Here is a 20692-nt window from a genome sequence, read left to right as displayed (position 1 = left end):
GTGACGGAGAGCCGGGACGACCGCATCGTGGCCGAATTCGGTGAGGGTCATGCCGTGGAGGACATCGCGGCGCGGTACGGCCTCACCGTGGCGCAGGTCTACCTGGTGGTCGAGCGGGAGGTCCGCTTCGACCCCCAGCCGGCGTCGCCGTACCACACGCCGTCGTACTACACGCCGTCCGCCCCGTCCTATCCGGACGTGGACACCATCGTGGCCGAGTACGGCGCCGGGTACGACGTCCAGTGGATCGCCCACAAACACAACATCAGCGTCGACTGGGTCTACTACCTGATCCACCAGGCTGTCCAGGACGGCAGCTGAAGATCCTTCGCGGTTCAAGGTCCACTTCCAACCCCTTTCCGGTACGCGCGTCCTCGCCCCCGCCTTATCAGTGCCGTCCCGTCCGGTCGGCGCGATCTCGCTGCCTACTCCGGCCTGTGCCGCCCCCGCCGGGCTGAGATCGGTTGGACACCCCCGCATGGACGGCCACTCGCGCCGGATGGGTGGTCGCGGTGCTGCTTGCCAGGCATCCGGGGTGCTGCTCCCGGCCGTCACGCCACTCGCGCCAGGCGGGTGGTGGCGCTTGATGCCGGTCGCGCCCCGGGGTACCTGCCGGAGTCACTCACCGTGACCGTGGCGGCGGGCGCGTGGGCGCGTGGTGAATCCGGGTTGTCCTGAAGTCGGTTTCTCGGTCACCCATGATCGCAGCCGTCAGGACGGCCGGCCGAGTGCCTTGCGGAGGAGTTCGGCCAGTTGGGCCTGCTCGTCGAGGGTGAGGTTGGACGTGGCCGCCCGGGCGAACTCGAAGGTCTTCTCGAAGGCGGCGTTGAGTTCGTCGCCGGCGGCGGTCCGGGTGAGGCGGCGGGACCGGCGGTCGTGCGGGTCGGCGTGGCGTTCGACGAGGTCGCGGGCCTCCAGGCGGCTGACGATCTGGGTGATGTTGGAGGCGTCGCAGCCCAGTTCGTCGGCCAGTTCCCGCATCCCCCGGGGCCGGGCGATCCGGCCGAGCACGCAGGCCTGCGCGACGGTCATCCCGTGGCGGTCGGCGGCGACCTCGTAGGCGCGGTCGTAGGCGTCGACGAAGTCGAACATCGCGCGCTCGGCCTCGGTCGACGGGGAGACGGGACCGGAAGGGACGGCCATGCCGAAACTCTAACACTTGATTGACTCAAGCAATTGTGCCAGGGTGATGCTTGAGTCAATCAAGCATTCTCGGAGGTCTCCTCATGCCCAAAATCTTCGATCCGGTGACGCTCGGCAAGCTGCAACTGCCGAGCCGCCTGCTGATGGCCCCGATGACGCGGAGCCGTGCGTCCGCGGACGGCGTCGTCACGGCGCTGACCGCGGAGTACTACCGGCAGCGCGCCGGTGCGGGCCTGATCATCAGCGAGAGCATCCAGCCCAGCGTGATCGGGCAGGGTTACCTCCTGACCCCGGGACTGCACACCGCCGACCAGGTCGAGGGCTGGCGTGCCGTCACCGGCGCGGTCCACGAGCGGGGTGGGCGGATCGTCGCCCAGCTCACCCACACCGGCCGGATCGGCCATCCGGTTCTCTACCCGAACGGGGAACTGCCGGTGGCGCCGTCCGCGGTCGCCTCCGGTGAGCAGCTGTTCAGCCTCGACGGGATGCTCGACCATCCGGTGCCGCGCGCGCTGACGGCCGAGGACATCCACACCACGGTCGCCGACTTCGCCGCCGCGGCCGGCAACGCCGTCGACGCCGGGTTCGACGGTGTGGAGATCCACGGCGCCAACGGCTATCTGATCCACCAGTTCCTCGCCGACAACACCAACCTGCGCACCGACGCGTACGGCGGACCGGTGGCGAACCGGATCCGCTTCGCCGTCGAGGTCGTCACCGCGGTCGCCGACCGCATCGGCGCCGAGCGCACCGGCATCCGGCTGTCTCCGGGAAACCCATTCAACAACGTACGCGAGGCCGATCCGGCGCCGGTCTACCTGGCCCTGCTGGCGGCGCTGGCCGGGCAGGGGCTGGCCTATGTCCACCTGATCGAGGGCGGCGACCGGGACCTGACCCGGCGACTGCGCGCCGCGTGGCCGGGCGCCCTGGTCCTCAACCCGCACCCGTCGGCGGAGGCGTACCCGGCCTCGCCCGAGTCGGCCGTGGAGGCGGTCGAGTCCGGGGTGGCGGACGCCGTCGCGCTGGCGACCCTGTGGTTGGCCAACCCGGATCTCGACGTCCGCATCCTGGCGGGCGGGCCGTACAACGACGCCGACCCGGCGACGTTCTACGGCGGCGACCACACCGGCTACACCGACTACCCGGCGCTCGCCCAGGGCGGTTCCGAGTGAGCCGGCCGCACGCACTCGTCGTCGTCGCCCACCCGCGCCCGGACTCGCTGACCGCGGCCGCAGCGGCCCGCGCCCACGGGATGCTGGCCGCCGACGGCTGGACCGTCGACCTCCTGGATCTGTACCGGGAGGGCTTCGACCCGGTGCTGCGCCCCGACGACGAGCCCGACTGGAACGACGCCGCCAAGGAGTACTCGGCCGAGGTGCGGGCGCACATGGCACGGATCACCGCCGCCGACCTGATCGTGGTGGTGTTCCCGGTCTGGTGGTGGGGGCTGCCCGCGATCGCCAAGGGGTGGGTGGACCGGGTGTGGAACCGGGGGTTCGCCTACGAGCCGTCCACCCTGGAGGGCAAGCGGATGCGCTGGGTCGGGCTGGCGGCCGGTTCGGCGGCCCACTACACCACCCACGGGTTCGACAAGGCCATCGACCTGCAGTTGCGGGTGGGGATCTCGGGGTACTGCGGGATCACCGACGCGACCGTGCACCTGGTGTACGACACCCTCGGCGAGCCGGATGTGACCGGCATCGACGAGGTCCTGGCTAGTCCCGCCGGGTCAGCACCTGCGGGCCGGATTCGGTGATGGCGACCGTGTGCTCGGAGTGGGCGGTGCGGGAGCCGTCGGCCGAGCGGATCGTCCAGCCGTCCTCGTCGTACCGGATCTTGTCGGTGGTGCGGCAGAACCACGGCTCGATGGCGATCGTCAGGCCCGGGTCGAGGCGGATGCCGCGGCGGGCCCGGCCGTTGTTGGCGACGTGCGGGTCCTCGTGCATGGTGCGGCCGATGCCGTGGCCGCCGAACTCGCCGTTGACGCCGTAGCCGTACGAGCGGGCGGTCTCGCCGATCGCCGCGGAGATGTCACCGAGGCGCCCGCCGGGCTGCGCGGCCGTGATGGCGGCCTCCAGGGCGACCTCGGTGGCCTCGATCAGCTTGAGGTCGGCCGGGTCTGGCGTGCCGACGATCACGGAGATCGCGGAGTCGGCGACCCAGCCGTCGATGCCGACCGCCATGTCGATGCTGAGCAGGTCACCGTCGCGCAGCAGGTAGTCGTGCGGCAGGCCGTGCAGCACCGCGTCGTTGACCGAGAGGCAGAGCACGTTGCGGAACGGTCCGCGGCCGAACGCTGGGGCGTAGTCCCAGTAGCAGGACTCCGCGCCGCGTTCCTTGATGCGGCGGCGGGCGTGGTGCTCGATGTCCATGAGGTTGACGCCGACACCGGCGACACCGCTCAGTTCGGCGAGCAGTTCGCCGACGAACCGGCCGGTCACCGCCATCCGGCCGATCTCCTCGGCGGACTTGAGCTCGATCACGACAGCCTTCCCTTCCCGGCGCGGTATTTCTATACCGGTATTTATATACCACGCCGTGGAGGGGAGGATATCCTGCTGCCATGGTTCGCCAACCGCTCACCGCCGAACAGATCGCCGCTGGTCAGCGCCTCGGCGCCGCACTGCGGGCCGCACGCGGTGGCCGTGGCCTCGTCGAGGTGGCCCTGGCGGCCGGCATCTCCCCGGAGACGCTGCGCAAGATCGAGGCGGGGCGGCTGCCGGCGCCCGCGTTCGGCACCGTGGTGTGCCTGAGCCGGGCGCTCGGCGTACCCCTGAATGAACTCGCCGAGGTCTGGCTGACCGACATGCCGGTGCGGCAGGCCTCGTGAAGGACCGCGTCCGTGCCCACCGGGAGGACGGCCCGGCGGGCACGGACGGCCGTCAGGGACGGCCCGCGAGACCGGCCTCGACCAGGGCGGGGAAGTAGCCCTTGGCCTGGCCCGCGGCGGTGGGGTGCAGGACCGTGTTGTCGCGGATGCCCTCGGCGCCGATCAGCCACGGGCGCGCCGTGCACAGCTCGTGCCCGGCGAACGGCCGCGCCACATCGACGTAGCGGACCCGGGACTGCCTCGCGGCCTCGGCGATGGCCACGTTGAGCTGGTGGATCACCTGGTTCGAGCGAACCCGCAGGGCCGGCTGGACCGGTACGCCGGCGCAGCGCCTGGTCCGGGCGAACGGCAGCGGGTAACCGGTCACCACGACCCGGGCGTTCGGCGCGGCGGTGGTGACCGTGCGGATCATCCGGGCGAGATCGCGCGGCAGGGTCGTGGACAGTCTGCGGTTGATCGCGGCGTAGCCGGTGCGGCAGGCGGCCACCCGGGCCGGGCTCTGGCAGGCCAGCAGGACCTGCTTGACGCCCAGGTCGTTGGCGCCGGCCGTGATGGTGACCAGATCCGTCTCCCGGCTCAGCGTGGCCGCCTGCCGGGTGGCGACGTCGATGGCGGTCGCGCCGGAACAGGCCGCGAAGCGCAGCGTGATGGAGCCGCGCGCCTGCCGGGCGAGCAGGGTCGGGTAGGCGGCGGAACTCCGGCCGCAGGCGTCACCGGTGGCGGCGGCCCCGTGCCCGGCGGCGACGGAGTCGCCGAGCGCGACGTACTGGAGTGGGTCCGGCGCGGTGGCGCGGGCGGCGACGGCCGCGGGGGCGGCCCAGGCTGTCGAGGTCATCGCCATGGCCGCGCAGGCGGCGACGACTCTACGGAAGATCGCGGTCGGGTAGGGCATCACGGACTCCGGCGGGGGGATCGTAAACGGACATCAGGAGCATAAAGGAGTAATCACCCCATCCGCGTGAAGGGCGGCATGATATGGCACGGTGTCCGATATCGTGAGTCGTCGATGAGTTGCGGAGGCGTGCATGATCCACCCAGCCTGGTTGCCGGCCGAGGCGTTCCGGGCGATCGGCTCCCGGCGGGTCCTGGTCCAGGGCAGCGGGCCGCTCGCCGACACGGTCCGCGACGAGATCGCCCAGGCCTGCGCCCGGTTCGGCGGCGTCGTCGTACAGGATCGAAAGACCGCGGAGCTGATCCTGTCGATCGCCGGCCCGGGCGGCGAGGGTTTTCGGCTGGGACGCCGCGGCGACGCCACGGTGATCAGCGCCGACGGGCCATCGGGCCTGCTCAACGGCTTCTTCGAGGTGGCCCGGCGTGGCGAACGCGCCTTCGATGCGGCCCTCGCCGACGAACGGCACGTGCCCGCGCTGGCCCGCCGCATGCTCGACCACTGGGACAACATCGACGTGCACCCGGTGATGGGCCAGGTCGAGCGCGGCTACTCCGGCGGCTCGCTCTTCTGGCACGACGGGCGGCCGTGCGATCTCGGCCGGGTCCGCGACTACGCCCGGCTGCTCGCCGCCTCCGGCGTCAACGCCGTCGCGATCAACAACGTCAACGTCCACACCACCGAGACCCGTCTGCTCACCGATCGGCTCACCGAGGTCGCGGCTCTCGCTTCAACCTTTCGGGTGTACGGGATCCGCGTCCACCTGTCGGTCAACTTCGCGGCCCCCGTGATCCTCGGCGACCTGTCCACCGCCGACCCCGCCGACGAGGCCGTCCGCGCCTGGTGGAAGAGCACCACGGCACGGGTCCACGAGGCGGTCCCCGACCTCGGCGGTTACCTGGTGAAAGCCGACTCGGAGGGGCAGCCCGGCCCGTTCACCTACGGCCGCAGCCACGCCGACGGGGCCAACATGCTGGCCGAGGCCCTGGAGCCGTACGGCGGGGTGGTCCACTGGCGGGCCTTCGTCTACAACCACCGGCAGGACTGGCGGGACCGCTCCACCGATCGCGCGCGGGCCGCCCACGACCACTTCGCGGGCCTGGACGGCGCGTTCCGGGACAACGTGATCCTCCAGGTCAAGCACGGTCCGATGGACTTCCAGACGCGCGAGCCGATCTCCCCGGTGCTGCTCGGCATGCCGTCCACCCGCCTGGCCGTGGAGTTGCAGGTCACCGGTGAGTACACCGGCCAGCAGCGGCACGTCTGCTACCTGCCGCCGATGTGGAGCGAGGTGCTGCGGGCGGTCGCCGGTCACGTGTCCGGGCTGGCCGCCGTCTCGAACGCCGGCGACGACCCGTTCTGGACCGGCCACCCCCTGGCCCAGGCCAACCTGTACGCGGTGGGCCGTCTCGCCTGGAACCCCGCCCGCGACCCGATCGCGATCCTCGACGAGTGGATCGACCTGACCTTCCCCGGAGCCGCTTCGGAGCTGCGTGACATCCTGCACGACCTGATGGACGAGTCCTGGCAGACCTACGAGCAGTACACCGCCCCGCTGGGCGCCGGCTTCATGGTCCGCCCCGGCCACCACTACGGCCCCGACGTGGACGGCTACGAGTACACACCGTGGGGCACCTACCACTTCGCCGACCGCGACGGCGTCGGCGTGGACCGGACCGTCGCCACCGGGACCGGCTTCACCGCCCAGTACCCGCCCGCGTGGGCCGACCGTTACGAGTCACTCGCCACCTGCCCCGACGAGCTGCTGCTCTTCTTCCACCACGTGCCGTACGGCCACGTCCTGCACAGCGGCGTCACGGTGATCCAGCACATCTACGACACCCACTTCGCGGGCGCCCACCGGGTCAGCGCCATGCGCGACCGCTGGCAGGAGGCGGCCGGTCTGGTCGACCCCGCCCTGCACGCCCGCGTCACCGAACGCCTCGACGAACAGCAGCGCAGCGCCGACGAGTGGCGCGACCAGATCAACACCTACTTCTACCGCAAGTCCGGCGTCCCCGACGCCCACGGCCGCCCCATCCACTGACCGCGGCCCCTACGGCCGGGTGGTCGCGCGGGCGACCACCCGCCACGCGTCACGGCAGGAGGTCCGCGGGGCCTGCCCCAGCGCCGCCCGCGCGCAGTCGGCGCCCTGGTCACGCAGCGACTGCGCCACCGTGGTGAGACCCGCCGGCGCGGCCGCGTCGCTGTCGTCCCAACCGGTCACCGCCACATCGGCGGGCACCCGCAGACCCGCGCTCGCCGCCGCCCGCAGCGCCCCGAGAGCCAGCTCGTCACTCATCGCGGCGATCGCGTCCGGCGGGTCGGCGGCGCGGAACAGCTCGGCCGCGAACGCCTCACCCTCGGCGGTGTGGTTGACGGGGCACGCCGCCAGCCTCAGGTCGACGGCCGCGTGGCCCCAGGCCTCCCGGAAGCCCTCCCAGCGCCGGCGCGTGACGTGGTAGCGGATCTCCCCGACCCGGTCACCGGTGAGCAGCTGCCGGGCGCGGTCGCGGTCGAGCGGGAACCCGAGCACGACCGGCCGCCGGGCCGCCGTGAACGCTACCCGGCCGATCGCCACGGCCGCCGCACGGTCGTCGGCGCCGATCGCCGGCAGGCCGGGGCGTTCCGGTCCGGCGTGGATGATCGCGGGCAGGCCGGTGCCGGTGACCGCGTCCAGGATCGGGTCGTCGTCGCTGGTCGTCCAGACGACGAACCCGTCCACGGCGGCCTGCGCGACCCGCTGCGCGTCGCTGGCGGCGCCGGTCACCGGGACCAGGGTGAGACCCACCCCTTCCGCGGCGCACACATCGGACACCCCGGCCAGGAAGCGGGCCGCCTGCGGATCGTCGAACGCGTAGCTCAACCGCTCGCCGAGCACCACGCCGAGCGAGCCGACCCGCCCGCGGCGCAGCGACCGGGCGGCCGGGTGCGGGCCGGGATAGCCGAGCTGCCGGGCGGCGGCGCGCACCTTCTCGGCGGTCTCGGCGGAGACCCGTTCCGGTTGGGAGTACGTGTACGACACCGACATGGGTGACACCCCGGCGGCCCGGGCGACCTCGCCCATGGTCGGTCGTCGTTTGGAGTTGCCGGAATCGCGTGCCATGCCGCAGACTCTACTTGTGTATCGTTACACAACCTTCGAGCGGGACGCGCCGACCGTCCTCTCCTACGCCGTGCTCGGCTCCTTCACCTTCTGGCTGTACGCGTTCGGCCCCGCCGTCACCCTGCTCCGCGACGAGCTCGGGTTCTCGTACACACTGCTCGGCTTCTACTCGGTGCTCTGGTCCCTGGGCTCCGCGGCCGCCGGCGCCGGGTTCGCCTTCGCGGCCCACCGTCTGCCCCGCGCCGTGCTGCTCTGGGGCTCAGCCGCGATCAACACGGTCGCGGCGGCGATGTTCACCCTGGGCCGGGGCGTGCCGGTCACGCTGTCCGCCGCCGTCCTGTTCGGCGTGGGCGGCGCCGCCCTGGTCGCCGTGACCCAGGCGATCCTCTCCGACCGGCACGGCAGCCGCCGCGACCAGGCGCTGACCGAGGCCAACATCGGCGCGGGCGCGTCCGCCGTGTTCGCGCCACTGATCCTCGGCGCGCTGGCGGCCGGCGCCCTCGGCTGGCGGGTGGCGTTCGCCCTGCCGGCTGTCTGCCTGCTGGCGCTCTACCTGCGCTGTCGCGGCACCACGCTGCCGGCCACGGCGCGACACCGGTCCGGCGAGGAGCCCGGCCGCCTACCACCGGCAGCCTGGCTCTTCGCCGTGCTGACCGCGATGAGCGCGGCCATCGAGTTCTGCCTGGTCTACTTCGGCCCGCAGATGCTGCTCACCACCGGCCTGTCCGCGGCGGCCGCCGGCACCGCGCTGAGCGCCAACTACCTCGGCATCCTGATCGGGCGCACGCTGGGCGCGGCGGTCACCCGCCGTCCCGGGCGAAGCATTCCCCTTCTGTACGCGTCGCTGGCGCTGACCGGCGGCGCGTTCCTGATGTTCTGGCTCGCCGACCACCCGGCTCCGGCCATCGCGGGCCTGTTCCTGTGCGGCGCCGGCGTCGCCAACCTGTACCCGCTGGCCGTCGGCCTCACCCTGGACGCCGCGCCCGGCCAGGGCGACACCGCCAACGCGCGATCCCAGGTGGCGCTCGGCCTGGTCACGGCGGCGTCGCCCTTCCTGCTCGGCACTCTCGCTGATCGGTACGGGCTGAGCGCGGCCTTCGTACTCGAACCGGTCTTGATCGTCCTGTCCGCGGCCCTGCTCCGGACCGGCCTGCGCGCCCACCGCCGGGCCGTTCCAGCCGAACCCGGCCGATGAGGCCCTGTCAGTCCGACTGCATCCGGCGACGAGGCCAGCCCGCCACTCCGCCGCCGGAATCAGTCGAGCTGCACCCGGTCGATGAGGCCGGCCGCGGTGAACGCCTTGACCAGGGCGTCGCGGCCCTCGGTGAAGTGCGCCCAGCTGTTGAAGTGCACCAGGACGATCCGTCGCGCGCCGAGGATCCGAGCGGCCTCGGCGGCCTGCTCGCTGTCGAGGGTGAGCAGCGCCCCGTCGAACAGCGGAGTCCGCACCGCCCCGGCGAACAGCAGCGCCGTGTCGATCGGCCCGAACCGCTCGGCGACCTGTTCGACCAACTCCAGGGCGGCGTTGTCGCCGCTGACGTAGACCGACGGCAATCCGGCACCGGTCAACACGAATCCGGTCACCTCACCGGTGATCGGCTCGCACCCGGCCGGGCCGTGCCGGGCCGGGACACCGGTGATCGTCACCGCGCCGACCTGGACGGACTCCCACGGGGCGAGACCGCGGGCGGTGCCGCCGAGCCGTTCCGCGCCGCTGACCGTGGTGAGGGTGAGCGGAACGCCGGCGAGCAGGGCGCGGCCGGAGTCGTCCAGGTTGTCGGCGTGCTGATCGTGCGAGAGCAGCACCACGTCGATCCGGCCGAGGGAGTCCGGCGAGGCCGCGGGCGGGGCCAGCTTGGTCAGGGTGGTGCCGCTGGGCGAGGTGTAGCTGCCCGGCTCGTCGAAGGTGGGGTCGGTGAGCAGGCGCAGGCCGCCGTACTCGAACAGGGCGGTCGGGCCGCCGAAGGCCTGGACAGGGATGACCTCTGACATGGAAACCTCACGGATAGAAGGGCCGTCATCCGTGAAGCTAGCCGTTTGTCACGGATAAACGCAAGCTGTACCGTGAGGCTCGTGATTCCCGCAGCGCCCGGCGCCGACCGCTACCCCGGTCTCGACCTCGCCAACAGCCGGCTCTCGATGCCCGCCGGCCAGGCCGTCGACCTGCTCGGCACCCCGGAGGACGCGACCCGCTGGCTGACCGAACGGGACCTGGCCCCGGCCGGCACCGCCCTGCACGAGATCTGCGCGGGCCGGCTGCGGGCCCTACGGGAGCGGATCAGGGAACTGTTCGCGGCCCACCTCCAGGGCACCGAGCCGCCGGCCGGATCACTGGCCGCGATCAACACGGCCCTCACCCGGGTCCCGACCGCCGCCGAACTACGGTGGGACCCGGCCGCCGGCCTGCACCGGGCCGCGCCGCACCCGACCGACCAGGCCGTCGACCACGCCCTCGGAGTACTGGCGGCCTCCGCCGCCGACCTGCTCACCGGCGCCGACGCGGCCCGCCTGACCGCCTGCGACTCCAGCCCGTGCGTCCGCTACCTGCTGCGCACCGGCCGCCGCCACTGGTGCTCCGTCCGCTGCGGCGACCGCGCCCGCGCCGCCCGCGCCTACGCCCGCCGCACCGACCGAACCTGACGACACCATCGCTTGGCAAATGGCTTCCGTCGCGACCCATCGGTGTCCGGCAGGAACTGTCCGGAACGTTCTCGCCTCACCGGAACACCATGCGAAGAGTGAGCAACAAATTCGAGCGGCGACTGCGAATGATGAGCATTCTCGACGGCGCGACCGCAGAGGATTTCGACGACCTGATCGCCGCTTTCCAGGCTGAACTCTCCAGCCGGAGCACGAGCGCGTGAACACATCCTGGCTCTTGAGGATGATCAGTTGGACACGCTCGGAAGCAGCCTTTCCCACGCTGGAGGAGCAGCTGTTCTCACTCGATTCGAGCCTGCACCGCTAGGCCATCCGAGGGTTTGACAGGCAACATCGTCACGTCGCCGAGACGCTGCTCAGCGATCAGTCGAAGTCGAAGATGCTGTTCTTGTCGTAAAAGTGGAGGACATAGCGACAACGGACACAGATCATCAATGTCATGCGATGACTGGTGAATCCCCACCGACTGTCTTGACGAGACTCCTCCTGCCGGAAATCCGTTCCGCGACATAGTGGGCAAGCAAGCTGCGGTTCCGTCACACCGACTATCGTAGCGGGAGGATGCAATCCGGCCCTTCGGACCGTCTCATTCGCCGCAGATAGCGGACGTCCGGCCGTGGTTCTTCTCGGCACTATCCGTCGGCCGGCCCGCGGGTCGCCACGACATATCCGGCGGTCGTCACGCCCACGGCCACGCCCCAGCCGAGAAAGACCAGCAACGTGGCGACCGTCGCCCAGCCGTCCCGGACCTGCGCCCAACTCTGCTCCCCGTCCAGCACCTGCCCGGCGAACACCCCGAAACTCAACACGCCGTAGGTCGCCAGAGTGATCGCCACGGTTCCGGCGGGCAGCACCGCCAGCAGCCGCGGAACCCGCCGACCGCCCAGCCCCGGCACCCACCGCGGAAACCGCTGCCCCCACCGCTGCACCAGCCCGAGCACGAGCAGTCCCGCCAGGGGCGGCACCACGGTGATCGCCACCCCGGTCGCCGTCGACAGGTCCCCGTCGGCGCCGCGCAGCGTCTGCTCGGAGATCCCGAACGGCACCCCGAGCACCCACAGCCCGTGCGGCACGGCCCAGCCCACGACCGGCAGCGCCACCGCCACGTAGGCCCAGCGCCGCGCCCACCCCGGCACCCGCCGGAACCCGGTCGGCGCCGGGCCGCGCGGCGGCCCCACCGCGTTCGCCAACCCGGCGAAGGCGATGCCACCGGCCAGCAACACGACCCGGCCACCGATATCCCGCCAGTCCGTGGGATGCCCCGCGACTCCCGCCGGAATCTCGAAGAGCAGATGCAGCGGAAAAGCCAGGACAAGCAGAATCACGGCCGCCACCCAGGTCACGGCAGGCTTCAACCGATCCGCGTACGCGATGACCACCGCAAGCACAACGCAGAGGCCGAGCGCGCCCCACCCCGCCCCGAACGGCACCGCGACCACCTGGTCAGCGCCACACCCGCCGGCCGGCTGATCTCCGAGGTCGGTCCGGTCACAGGCGGTGTACCCCCAACGGCCACCGGCGATCCAGGACAGCCGGAGCACCACCTCACCGACAACGAACACCACGCAGGTGGCCGCAAAGAATCGACGTAGCGACATGCGCCGATCCTGTGAGATGCCCCCTGTGAACCAGCTGAACCGCCCTCAGCCGCTTCCCAGCACCGACGGGCCGTAGGCTTGTCGAAGACCCATCGGTACGACGTGACCGGGTCACCCCAACCGACCCGAGCCGGGGCGTGATTGTGGTGTCGATCCGCCACCCTGCTCCCGACGTGCCCCACCTGGCTCTCATTACTGCGTTGACGATCCGGTAAGGATCGCCTCCGGTAGCGTTGCCCGCCGTGGGACTCCCGTGGCGTGACACGGCGCAGATGCTGGCCGGTCTGCTCCGCCGGCACGGCGTCGATCCTGACCATGTGCACGACGTCGCGGCGGCATGGCAGGCGTTCACCGAGTTCCTGGCGCTGCCGGTCCACGGTCTGGAACCGGTGGAGAACGACGTCGACGGCTTCATGGTGCAATGGGGCCGGTACAGCTGGAACGACCGACTGCCCAGTTTGACCTTCACCCGGCAGTTCACCGTCGACGTTCGGGATACGTGGATCGACAAAGACCGGTACCAGCCGGAAATCTGGCAGGTCAACCTGGACATGGTCTTCCCGGACACGCCCCGACTGGCCGACCTCGGCCGGCCCGTCCCTGCGGACACCGGCCTGAACTTCAGCGCGCCCGGCCCGCAACGGGACCGCGCCATCCGAGCCGTCGAGCAACGGCTGGCGCGGCACCCGGCCCTGCAAGTGGCGTGGGCGAGCAGCCCGGCACGCAGTTGCGTCACGCTGGACGACGCCGGCTGAGGGACGCCTATGTCGACGACAGTCGGTACTCTCGGCTCGAACAGGCACGTTCACCTCATGTGGGGAGATCATTGTGCGTCTGCGAACTGTGGTCCTGACCGTCACGACATTTCTGCTCGCCACCATCGCGGCCGTCCTCGCTGGCCCGGGTGAGGCCCTGGCCGGTTACACCTGGTCCAACTGAGGCGCGAGGAACCCACCGCCCACGTGGCTTTGGGGCGGTGGGTTGATCTATGCGTCGGGTCCGTTTGGAGATCGTTCTGCGGGTTCGCGGTAGATAGTGATCACTCGATGGCGCGAGAGATGAATCCTGGTCACAACGGTGCTGGTAGCTGCGGCGTTGGCCGCTCATGGGAGATCGAAAGCCGTATCCGAGTGACGTCACCGATGAGCAGTGGGCGTTGCTGGGCCCGTTCCTGGAGGCCTGGCGGTCGCGACGTGTTCGGTAGCGGGCCGCACGGGTGAGCATGATCTGCGGGAGATCGTGAGCGCGATCCGGCTGCCAGTGAATAGATCAGCATCACAATGCGCTAGTTGTATAGGTTGTCGTCGTGACGGCTGCCTGATACGAGATGGAGTGTGCTGTGAGTAACGGATCAGAGCATGATGGATTTACTCAGGCCGATGCGCAATCTGGCGCTCGTGGGATGGTTCGAGAGTACGTAGGAAAGAAGATCGTAGATGGCCAGCCGGTGCTTGACCTTCGAGTCTTCGCGACATCACTTGAAGAGGCGCACGCCAAGGCTGTCGAACAGTACGGGGAGGGCGGCTACTCCATCTGGAATAAGCAGGACGCGCGCAGACGCCGGTGACGTGGGAGACACTGGCACGAGACCCGGAGCCGTATTCAGAGGGCGTTCCGGGAGGTTAGCTCCGTTTCTGGATCAGGGCGAAGATTCCGGGCTGCTTCTCCGTCACGATTCCGCGGTTTACCAGGCATTTCAACTTCGCGCGGGCGCCTTCGACGTTCTTCGGTAAGGGCTCGATGTCGAGGGCGAGGCAGACGTCTTTGGTTCTGACCCTCATCTCGTGATCGCATCTAACCCCCGTCGCGCTTGATCCACTGTGTATCTTCGTGCGGGCGTGCCGAGTTTGATCTTGGGGCGTTGTTCCCGCATCTGGATGGCGTGATTGTTGACCGGCTCCGGACCTTGCCCGGATATCTCCTGGTTGAGGCGCATGCTCGGACGTCGGAGGCTCGTTGCTTGGCGTGCGGCCACCGCGCCGACCGGGTGCACAGCCGCTACACCAGGCGGATCGCGGACGCCGTGTTCGGTGGCCGGCGGCTGGTGCTGCAACTCCAGGTCCGCAGGTTCTTCTGCTCGTCAGCGGGCTGTTCGGCGGTGACGTTCGTCGAGCAGGTGCCAGGTTTGACCAGCCGATACGCCCGACGCAGCCAGCCGGCCACGGACGCGCTTCAGGAGATTGGGCTGGCCCTGGCCGGTCGTGCCGGCACTCGGCTGGCCGTCCGGCTCGGGATGCGGGTCGGCCGGACTGCGATGCTGCGGGTCATCCGGCGAATCCCCGCACCGCCTGCGTCAGAGGTGAAGGTCCTGGGAATCGACGACTTCGCTCTGCGCCGCGGGCACCGCTACGGCACCGTGCTGATCGACATGGCGACGCACCGCCCGATCGACGTGCTCCCGGGACGCGACGTCGACACCGTCGGCGCCTGGCTGCAGCAACATCCCGGTGTCGAAGTAGTTTGCCGTGACCGGGCAGGCGCCTACGCCGAAGCCGTCCGAGCCCACGCACCGGCCGCGGTGCAGGTCGCCGACCGATGGCACCTGCTGCACAACCTGGCCGGATACGTCGAGAAGACCGTCGCCCGCCATCCACGCTGCCTCGCGGGCACCAGGCACCACCCGCCCGCAGCCACCGAAGCCGCGGGCCAGCCAGCGCCGACGCGTCTTGAAGGACGCGCTGCTGCCCGAACCCGGCTCCACTACCAGCAGGTTCAAGAACTACATGCCGTCGGCAAGAGCATCAAAGCGATCGTGCGGGAGACCAGCCTGGCCCGAGAAACCGTGCGTCGCTACCTACGTGCTGAACAGGTCGAGGACCTGCTCACGCAGTACGGCCCAGGATCCCGGCTCAGCAAGGTCGACGCCTACGCCGACCACCTGCGGAAGCGCTGGACCGGCGGTTGCACCACCATCACCGTCCTGCACCAGGAGATCAAGGCGCTGGGCTACACCGGTGGCTACAGCACCCTGCGTGACTGGCTGCGGCCCTGGCAGCAGGAGAAGCCACCACCTCCGGCCCTCCCGAAACCGGTCAAGACCAAACAGATCGTCTCGTGGGTCCTGCAACACCCGGATGCCCTCACCGCCGAGGATCAGGCCACCTTCGCCAACCTCCGCAGCCGTTGTCCGCACCTGGATCAGTTGGCCGCCCACGTCGCTACGTTCGCGACCATGCTCGTCCGGCGTCAAGGCCAGAACCTCGCCCAGTGGATCGCTGAGGTCCGCGCGGACGACCAGCCCGACCTGCACTCCTTCGCCAACGGCTTGATCCGCGACTACGACGCGGTCGTCAACGGTCTGACCCTCGACCACAGCTCCGGACCGGTCGAGGGCAACGTGAACCGCATCAAAATGCTCAAACGGCAAATGTATGGCCGAGCCGGTTTCGATCTCCTCCGCAAGCGGGTCCTTCTGAGCCCCTGATCAGAGACGCCCGGGGTCAGATGCGATCACGAGATGAGGGCCAGAACCACGTCTTTGGCCCGCATGCCGGCGGTCGCGGTGCCCAGGACCGCGAGGATCTGCTGGTAGGCAGAGCTGACGATGGTGGGGTCGTCGGCGGTGAACTCGGTCGCGGCGAGGTGCTGCAGCATGGTGCGGGTGGTCGCCAGATCGGCCAGCTCACGATCGATGCGGCTCAGTTCCGTCTGCAGCAGGGTGATCTGCTCGCGGAGCCGTCCCGCGGTCGCGGCGGCAGTGGTCTCGCGTTCGGTGATCAGGCCGAGGATGGTGTCGAGGTGCACCGGCTGGGCCTTACGCGTTGCGCCAGGTCGGGGTGCTGGTTCCGGTCAGCCGGCGACCATGCCGGCCATCGACGCCCAGAGCGTGCGTGACGCCGACGATTCGGGGCGGCTCTCGTATTCGCGGGCCAGGCGGCGGTGCAGCATCAGGGTGCCGTATACCTGCTCGACGATCCAGCGTTTCTTGACCGGCACGAACCCGGGCTGGGTGTCGGTGCGTTTGACGGCCTCGACGTCGATGCCCAGCACGGCGCCGTGCGCGGCGACGTTCTGCTTGAACCCGGCGTCGACCCAGGCCATGGTCACCGTCGGGGTGTGTTCGGCGATCTTGTCCAGTAGTCGGATGCCGATCGCGTTGTCGGTGACCGACGCCGCGGTCACGACCACGGCGATGATCAGGCCAAGGGCGTCCACGGCCAGGCCGCGTTTGCGGCCCGGCACCCGCTTACCCGCATCCTTGCCGGTCGTGGCGGCGGGGACGTGGTTCGCCGCCCGGACCGACTGGGTGTCCACCGCGACCGCGCTCGGATCCTCCCAGCTGCCGGCCTTCTCCCTCGTCTGGCAGCGCAGCAGGTCATGGAGCGAACCCGCAGAACGATCTCCAAACGGACCCAACGCATATATCAACCCGAACGATCCCGAACCACCCTCTGACGGCTCGTCTACAAGCGCCATCGCCAGCCGGACTGAGCCGTCCTACTCCAAAGCCATGTCGGCCGGGAAGATCCGGTGGCATCAAGATTGACAGCAAGGTCACGATCAACGGGCGCGCGAGAGTCACCGCGCACGGCCCACGCACCCGGATCACGCCGGCGCGGACGGGCCGCTGCCGGGTTGCGTCGGGGTGCGCGGTGCTCTCGTACGACATCCAAGCTCAGCGGATGCGGCGGACCAGTTCGAACTGCCACCGCGATGGACCGAACAGGATCTCCCAGCGTCGCCGGAACAGGAAGACGGACGCCCCGATGACCGTCACCAAACCGGTCCAGAACCAGAATCGCGGGCCGAACCCGTTCGGTGGGTTGCCTTCCCGCATCCGCCCGGTGACGGCGATGTCGTCGGCGACGTCGATGGCCCGCACCCCGTCCTCGGACGACAGCACCGTCGTCGGCGCGGCGCCGCCCGGGGTCAGGGCGAGCAGGTCGACGCGGTGCACCTCGCCGTAGTAGGTCCGCTCGTCCAGCGACAACGACTTGTCGAAACGGGTGGGTGAATTCGGACTCGGCTCGAATGCGGCGATGAGCGCGGACCCGTCGTCGCGCCAGGCGAGCAGCCGGATCCCCGTCCTCCCGGTGACGGCCGGGGTCGCCGGGCCACCCGTCGCGGCGCCGGTCACGGGATCGACGTATCGCAGCGTCCAGTCAGCTCCCTGCCGCTCAACGATCGTCAGCGACCGGCCGTCGGGCGTCCACGCGCCTTTGCCGCCGAGCGCCTGATCGTCCGATACGCTGAACGACGTGCCGGCCGTCGAGCCGTCCAGTGCGGCGACGGTGACTGTCCCCGCGACCTGGTAGGCGAACCGCCGCCCGTCCGGTGCGAACGCGACGCTGAAACCGTCCATCGTCGGGCCGGAGGCGAGTCTTCGCCACTGTCCGCTGTCGAGGTCGACGATGGACAGTATCGACTCGGGGACGCCGTCCTGGTCCGCACTGATCGCGTCCCGCACGGCGATCCACCGCCCATCCCGCGACCAGCTGACCGGAAAGGACCCGCCGCTTCCTTTGATCGCGCTCGGCACGTCCCGGGTCAGCCCGGTACGGAGATCGATGATCCTGACATACGGGTCGTCGATGTAGCCGCCCGAGTGGGCGACACGACGTCCGTCGGCCGCCAGGACGACCTCCTGCCCTGCCGGGGCCTCCGGGATGCTGGTGAGAAAGATGCGGTACCGGTCGGTGTGCGCGTCGACGAGTGTCAGCGCATCACACTCGTCGACGAACGGGCACGTTCCGGCGGAGTAGCCGCCGCTGAACAGCACGGCCGCCTGCTCGAGCCGCGGTCGGTCGGTGACACGGAGCGTCCCGGGTGGCGGCACACCAATGCGGTCGGGCAGCGCGGCGGGCTGCTCCGCGGCCCGGTCCGGTCCCGGCGCCTGACTGATCGGGCTCCACAGCACCAGCAGCACGCCGATCACCGCGACGGCCGCCGTCGCGGCCAGCGTCCGCCGGCGGGTACGCCGCGCTGCCGCCCGGGCCTGGTCATGGACGGCGTACGTGGGGACGTCCTGCGCCGCCGCCCGCATCACCTCCCGCAGTCGCGCTGTCATCCGACCCTCCACTCTGTGCTGACATCCGATTCCGCCCGGTCCGTCGCCGCCTCGATGAGCTCCGGCGCGATCGTCCGCAGCCGGCTCAGGCCGTCGTGCCCGTGCCGTTTGACCGTGCCCACGCTGAGCCCCAGTTCACTGGCCACCTGCGCCTCAGTGAGATCCTCGTAGAACCGCAGGACGAGCACAGCCCGCTGACGCGGGGTCAGCCGGCGCAACGCCGCCGCAAGCGTCAGCCGCAACGCGCTCGCTTCGGACGAATCGGCCCCCGCCGGATCCAGCCCCTCCCACCCCTGGACCTCGACCACCCGCCGGCGCCGCCACCACGAGATGTGCTGGTGGTACATGACCCGCCGGACATAGGCCGCCGGATCTCCGTCGCGGATCCGCCGCCAGCGCGGAAAGGCCCTGGCCAGAGCGGCCTGCAGGAGATCTTCGGCAAGGTGATGATCCCCGGTTAGCAGGTAGGCGACCCGGGACAACGCCGGCGACCGGCACACCACGAACTCACGGAAGTCGTCGTCGACCTCGCCCATGCATCACCCCTCTCGCTATCCATAACGCCGGGCGCCCCCGGGATGGTTGAGACGCCGGCAGCCTTTCCAGGACTCGCCCATGTCTCGACCTACTTGTCCAGGCCGGCCCGCAACCGGCCGTCGGGTCGCCGCTTCAGGGGGCGGAGCCTGAGCCGACGTTCGGGGGCATCGGGGCGTTCGCGCGCACGGCGACGCGGCTGCACCCGCGGCCGGGGACGCCCAGCGTGTCGGACAGCCACGTCGGGGGGATGCTGCTGTGGCCGAGGGATGAGCCGTGGGTCCTGAGCGCTGTCCCGGGGCGGGCGCGTCGGCGTACCGGGGATCATGGGTTTTGGAAGGCCGCGACCAGGCGGGCTATGTGGGCGGCTCGTTGTTCGCGGGTGGCTGGGCGGCCCGGGATGCCGGGGCGTTGTTGCCAAGGGTGGGGGCCGTCGGGGTGGCGGTGTTCGACGCCGAAGGCGGTCAGGCGTTGACGGTGGTGGGTGAGGCGGCGGTCGAAGTCCGCGTAGTCGCCGCCGGGTGGGCTCCACAGGGCCTCGGCCACCGCGCACAGGCGGGGGAAGAGCAGGTAGTCGACGGTTCGCGGGGAGTCGGCGTGTTCGGTCCACAGGTTGGCCTGGCCGCCGAGGATGTGGCGGGCCTCGTCGGCGGTCAGGGCGGGTGGGACCGGGTCGAAGGCGTAGACGTCGCGCACGGTCAGGGGGATGGAGACCGGGATCGGCTCGGTCGGCAGCTCCGACTGGCGGTAGTCGAGGTAGACCATGTCGTCGGGGCAGGAGACCACGTCGTGGCCGCGGCGGGCGGCGGTCACCGCGCCGGCGGTGCCGCGCCAGGAGGCGATCACGGCGCCGGGGACCGGGTCGCCTTCGAGGAGTTCGTCCCAGCCGAAGGGGCGGCGGCCGGCGGCGGTGAGGTGGGCGCCCAGCCGGCCCACGAACCAGGCCCGCAGGTCGGTGACGCCCAGTTCGGCCATCCGCTGGCGGCTGCGCGGGTCGGCCAGCCACTGGTCCTGCGGGCATTCGTCGCCGCCCACGCCGATGTGGTGGGACGGGAACAGGTCCATGATCTCGTCGAGGACGCCGGTGAAGAACGCGACCGTGGACTCCTCGGCGTTGAGGACGTTGCGGTTGACGCCCCAGCGGGTCCACACCTCCAGCGGCTCGCCGGTCACCCCCAGTGACGGGTAGGCGGCCAGCGCGGCCTGCACATGACCCGGGGTTTCGATCTCCGGGACCACGGTGACGAACCGTTCGGCCGCGTAGGCGACGATCTCCCGGATGTCGTCCTGGGTGTAGTGGCCGCCGTGCGGGCGACCGTCGGGCCGGCCGCCGGACGCGCCGACCTGGCTCTCCCGCCGCCACGACCCGACCTCGGTCAGGCGGGGGTAGCGGCGGATCTCGACCCGCCAGCCCTGGTCGTCGGTGAGGTGCAGGTGCAGGGTGTTGAGGCGGTGCAGGGCCATCAGGTCGATGATCCGCAGCACCTCGTGCTTGGGCAGGAAGTGCCGGGCCACGTCCAGCATCAGGCCGCGCCAGGGGAAGCGCGGGTGGTCGTACACCTGAATCGCCGGAAGCGACCATCGGACGCCGGCCACCGCGGCCTTTCGGTGGATGGCCGGCGGCAGCAGCTGGAGCAACGCCTGGCAGCCGTGGAAGACGCCGGCCGGCGCTCCGCCGGTGACGGTGACCGATTCGGCGGTGACCCGCAGCCGGTAGGCCTCGGCGCCGAGGGTGCCGTCGAGGGCGAGCGTGATGCCGGCCGGCTCGGCCTCGCGCAGCGGCAGCCCGGTGGCCGGGCGCAGCGCCGCCCGCAACGAGGCGAGAACGCCGGCCAGTGAAGCCGGGGCGCCGAGGGTGGTGCGGTGGTCGAGGACGAACTCGCCCTGACCGGGGACGGCGGTGAGCGGACGGGGAAGGAGCAAC

General features: G+C 70.7%; 21 protein-coding genes and 1 pseudogene. 10 read left to right on the top strand and 12 right to left on the bottom strand.

All coding sequences use genetic code 11. The features are described 5' to 3' along the window. Positions 1-321 (top strand): hypothetical protein, encoded by a 321-nt coding sequence (locus KZ829_RS24320; protein ID WP_220146230.1) that lies wholly within the window; start codon positions 1-3, stop codon positions 319-321. Between the two features lie 390 nt (positions 322-711). Here KZ829_RS24320 and KZ829_RS24315 read toward each other — a convergent pair whose 3' ends face one another. Further along, positions 712-1143, bottom strand: a complete 432-nt coding sequence (locus tag KZ829_RS24315; RefSeq protein WP_220146229.1) for a MarR family winged helix-turn-helix transcriptional regulator — start codon at positions 1141-1143, stop codon at positions 712-714. An 83-nt stretch (positions 1144-1226) separates the two neighbouring features. On the opposite strand from KZ829_RS24315, the gene KZ829_RS24310 reads away from it, so the two are divergent. Together KZ829_RS24310 and KZ829_RS24305 are read left to right on the top strand one after the other, a co-directional pair. Continuing rightward, a complete protein-coding gene (locus tag KZ829_RS24310) occupies positions 1227-2315 on the top strand; it encodes an alkene reductase (RefSeq protein ID WP_220146228.1) in 1089 nt (362 codons plus the stop codon). After that, positions 2312-2899: an NAD(P)H oxidoreductase gene (locus KZ829_RS24305; protein ID WP_220146227.1), complete on the top strand. Its 588-nt coding sequence runs from the start codon at positions 2312-2314 to the stop codon at positions 2897-2899. The genes KZ829_RS24310 and KZ829_RS24305 overlap by 4 nt, the downstream gene beginning before the upstream one ends. Here KZ829_RS24305 and map read toward each other — a convergent pair. Further along, the gene (gene map / locus KZ829_RS24300) at positions 2859-3626 is read right to left on the bottom strand and encodes a type I methionyl aminopeptidase (protein ID WP_220146226.1); all 768 of its coding nucleotides are present in this window, start codon (positions 3624-3626) and stop codon (positions 2859-2861) included. The genes KZ829_RS24305 and map overlap by 41 nt on opposite strands. 80 nt (positions 3627-3706) lie before the next feature. Here map and KZ829_RS24295 point away from each other — a divergent pair, with 80 nt between their 5' ends. Then, the gene (locus KZ829_RS24295) at positions 3707-3973 is read left to right on the top strand and encodes a helix-turn-helix domain-containing protein (RefSeq protein ID WP_220146225.1); all 267 of its coding nucleotides are present in this window, start codon (positions 3707-3709) and stop codon (positions 3971-3973) included. A 52-nt stretch (positions 3974-4025) separates the two neighbouring features. Here KZ829_RS24295 and KZ829_RS24290 read toward each other — a convergent pair whose 3' ends face one another. Then, a complete protein-coding gene (locus KZ829_RS24290; protein WP_220146224.1) occupies positions 4026-4865 on the bottom strand; it encodes an SGNH/GDSL hydrolase family protein in 840 nt (279 codons plus the stop codon). A 133-nt stretch (positions 4866-4998) separates the two neighbouring features. On the opposite strand from KZ829_RS24290, the gene KZ829_RS24285 reads away from it, so the two are divergent. Continuing rightward, complete coding sequence (locus tag KZ829_RS24285; protein ID WP_220146223.1) at positions 4999-6909, top strand: alpha-glucuronidase; 1911 nt, start codon at positions 4999-5001, stop codon at positions 6907-6909. A gap of 9 nt (positions 6910-6918) precedes the next feature. Here the strand turns inward: KZ829_RS24285 and KZ829_RS24280 are convergent, their stop codons facing one another. After that, a complete protein-coding gene (locus tag KZ829_RS24280) occupies positions 6919-7968 on the bottom strand; it encodes a LacI family DNA-binding transcriptional regulator (protein WP_220146222.1) in 1050 nt (349 codons plus the stop codon). Between the two features lie 16 nt (positions 7969-7984). Here KZ829_RS24280 and KZ829_RS24275 point away from each other — a divergent pair, with 16 nt between their 5' ends. Beyond that, positions 7985-9163, top strand: coding sequence for an MFS transporter (locus KZ829_RS24275; protein ID WP_220146221.1), 1179 nt, complete (start codon positions 7985-7987; stop codon positions 9161-9163). A 59-nt stretch (positions 9164-9222) separates the two neighbouring features. On the opposite strand, the gene KZ829_RS24270 is transcribed toward KZ829_RS24275, so the two are convergent. Beyond that, a complete protein-coding gene (locus tag KZ829_RS24270) occupies positions 9223-9960 on the bottom strand; it encodes an MBL fold metallo-hydrolase (protein WP_220146220.1) in 738 nt (245 codons plus the stop codon). Between the two features lie 45 nt (positions 9961-10005). Here KZ829_RS24270 and KZ829_RS24265 point away from each other — a divergent pair, with 45 nt between their 5' ends. Together KZ829_RS24265 and KZ829_RS44105 are read left to right on the top strand one after the other, a co-directional pair. Further along, complete coding sequence (locus KZ829_RS24265) at positions 10006-10608, top strand: CGNR zinc finger domain-containing protein (protein ID WP_246636190.1); 603 nt, start codon at positions 10006-10008, stop codon at positions 10606-10608. Positions 10609-10706: 98 nt separating this feature from the next. Beyond that, positions 10707-10832, top strand: a complete 126-nt coding sequence (locus KZ829_RS44105) for a hypothetical protein (protein ID WP_281428212.1) — start codon at positions 10707-10709, stop codon at positions 10830-10832. Positions 10833-10992: 160 nt separating this feature from the next. Here KZ829_RS44105 and KZ829_RS45065 read toward each other — a convergent pair whose 3' ends face one another. Continuing rightward, positions 10993-11169 carry a hypothetical protein gene (locus tag KZ829_RS45065; protein ID WP_504739919.1) on the bottom strand — a complete coding sequence of 59 codons (177 nt, stop codon included), beginning with the start codon at positions 11167-11169 and terminating at the stop codon, positions 10993-10995. A gap of 92 nt (positions 11170-11261) precedes the next feature. Then, the gene (locus KZ829_RS24260) at positions 11262-12227 is read right to left on the bottom strand and encodes a hypothetical protein (RefSeq protein WP_220146219.1); all 966 of its coding nucleotides are present in this window, start codon (positions 12225-12227) and stop codon (positions 11262-11264) included. 242 nt (positions 12228-12469) lie between these two features. On the opposite strand from KZ829_RS24260, the gene KZ829_RS24255 reads away from it, so the two are divergent. Both KZ829_RS24255 and KZ829_RS24250 read left to right on the top strand, forming a co-directional pair. Continuing rightward, complete coding sequence (locus tag KZ829_RS24255; protein ID WP_220146218.1) at positions 12470-12982, top strand: hypothetical protein; 513 nt, start codon at positions 12470-12472, stop codon at positions 12980-12982. A gap of 1127 nt (positions 12983-14109) precedes the next feature. Then, positions 14110-15651 carry an ISL3 family transposase gene (locus tag KZ829_RS24250; protein WP_443611886.1) on the top strand — a complete coding sequence of 514 codons (1542 nt, stop codon included), beginning with the start codon at positions 14110-14112 and terminating at the stop codon, positions 15649-15651. Positions 15652-15677: 26 nt separating this feature from the next. Here the strand turns inward: KZ829_RS24250 and KZ829_RS24245 are convergent, their stop codons facing one another. The 5 genes and pseudogenes from KZ829_RS24245 to KZ829_RS24225 form a co-directional block, all read right to left on the bottom strand. Then, complete coding sequence (locus KZ829_RS24245) at positions 15678-15971, bottom strand: hypothetical protein (protein ID WP_220146216.1); 294 nt, start codon at positions 15969-15971, stop codon at positions 15678-15680. Positions 15972-15981: 10 nt separating this feature from the next. After that, positions 15982-16550 (bottom strand): annotated as a pseudogene (locus KZ829_RS24240) (transposase); the annotation flags it as partial. 292 nt (positions 16551-16842) lie between these two features. Beyond that, complete coding sequence (locus tag KZ829_RS24235; RefSeq protein ID WP_220146215.1) at positions 16843-18234, bottom strand: WD40 repeat domain-containing protein; 1392 nt, start codon at positions 18232-18234, stop codon at positions 16843-16845. Then, positions 18231-18770, bottom strand: coding sequence for a SigE family RNA polymerase sigma factor (locus tag KZ829_RS24230; RefSeq protein ID WP_220146214.1), 540 nt, complete (start codon positions 18768-18770; stop codon positions 18231-18233). The genes KZ829_RS24235 and KZ829_RS24230 overlap by 4 nt, the downstream gene beginning before the upstream one ends. Positions 18771-19092: 322 nt before the next feature. Beyond that, on the bottom strand, positions 19093-20691 hold the full coding sequence (locus KZ829_RS24225; RefSeq protein ID WP_220146213.1) for a beta-N-acetylhexosaminidase: 1599 nt from the start codon (positions 20689-20691) through the stop codon (positions 19093-19095). Position 20692: the final 1 nt, after the last annotated feature.

Source organism: Actinoplanes hulinensis, assembly GCF_019429605.1.
In the GTDB taxonomy this organism is placed as follows: domain Bacteria; phylum Actinomycetota; class Actinomycetes; order Mycobacteriales; family Micromonosporaceae; genus Actinoplanes; species Actinoplanes campanulatus.
Note: the sequence above shows the minus strand (reverse complement) of the source record. Positions and strands in the feature narration are given on the sequence as shown.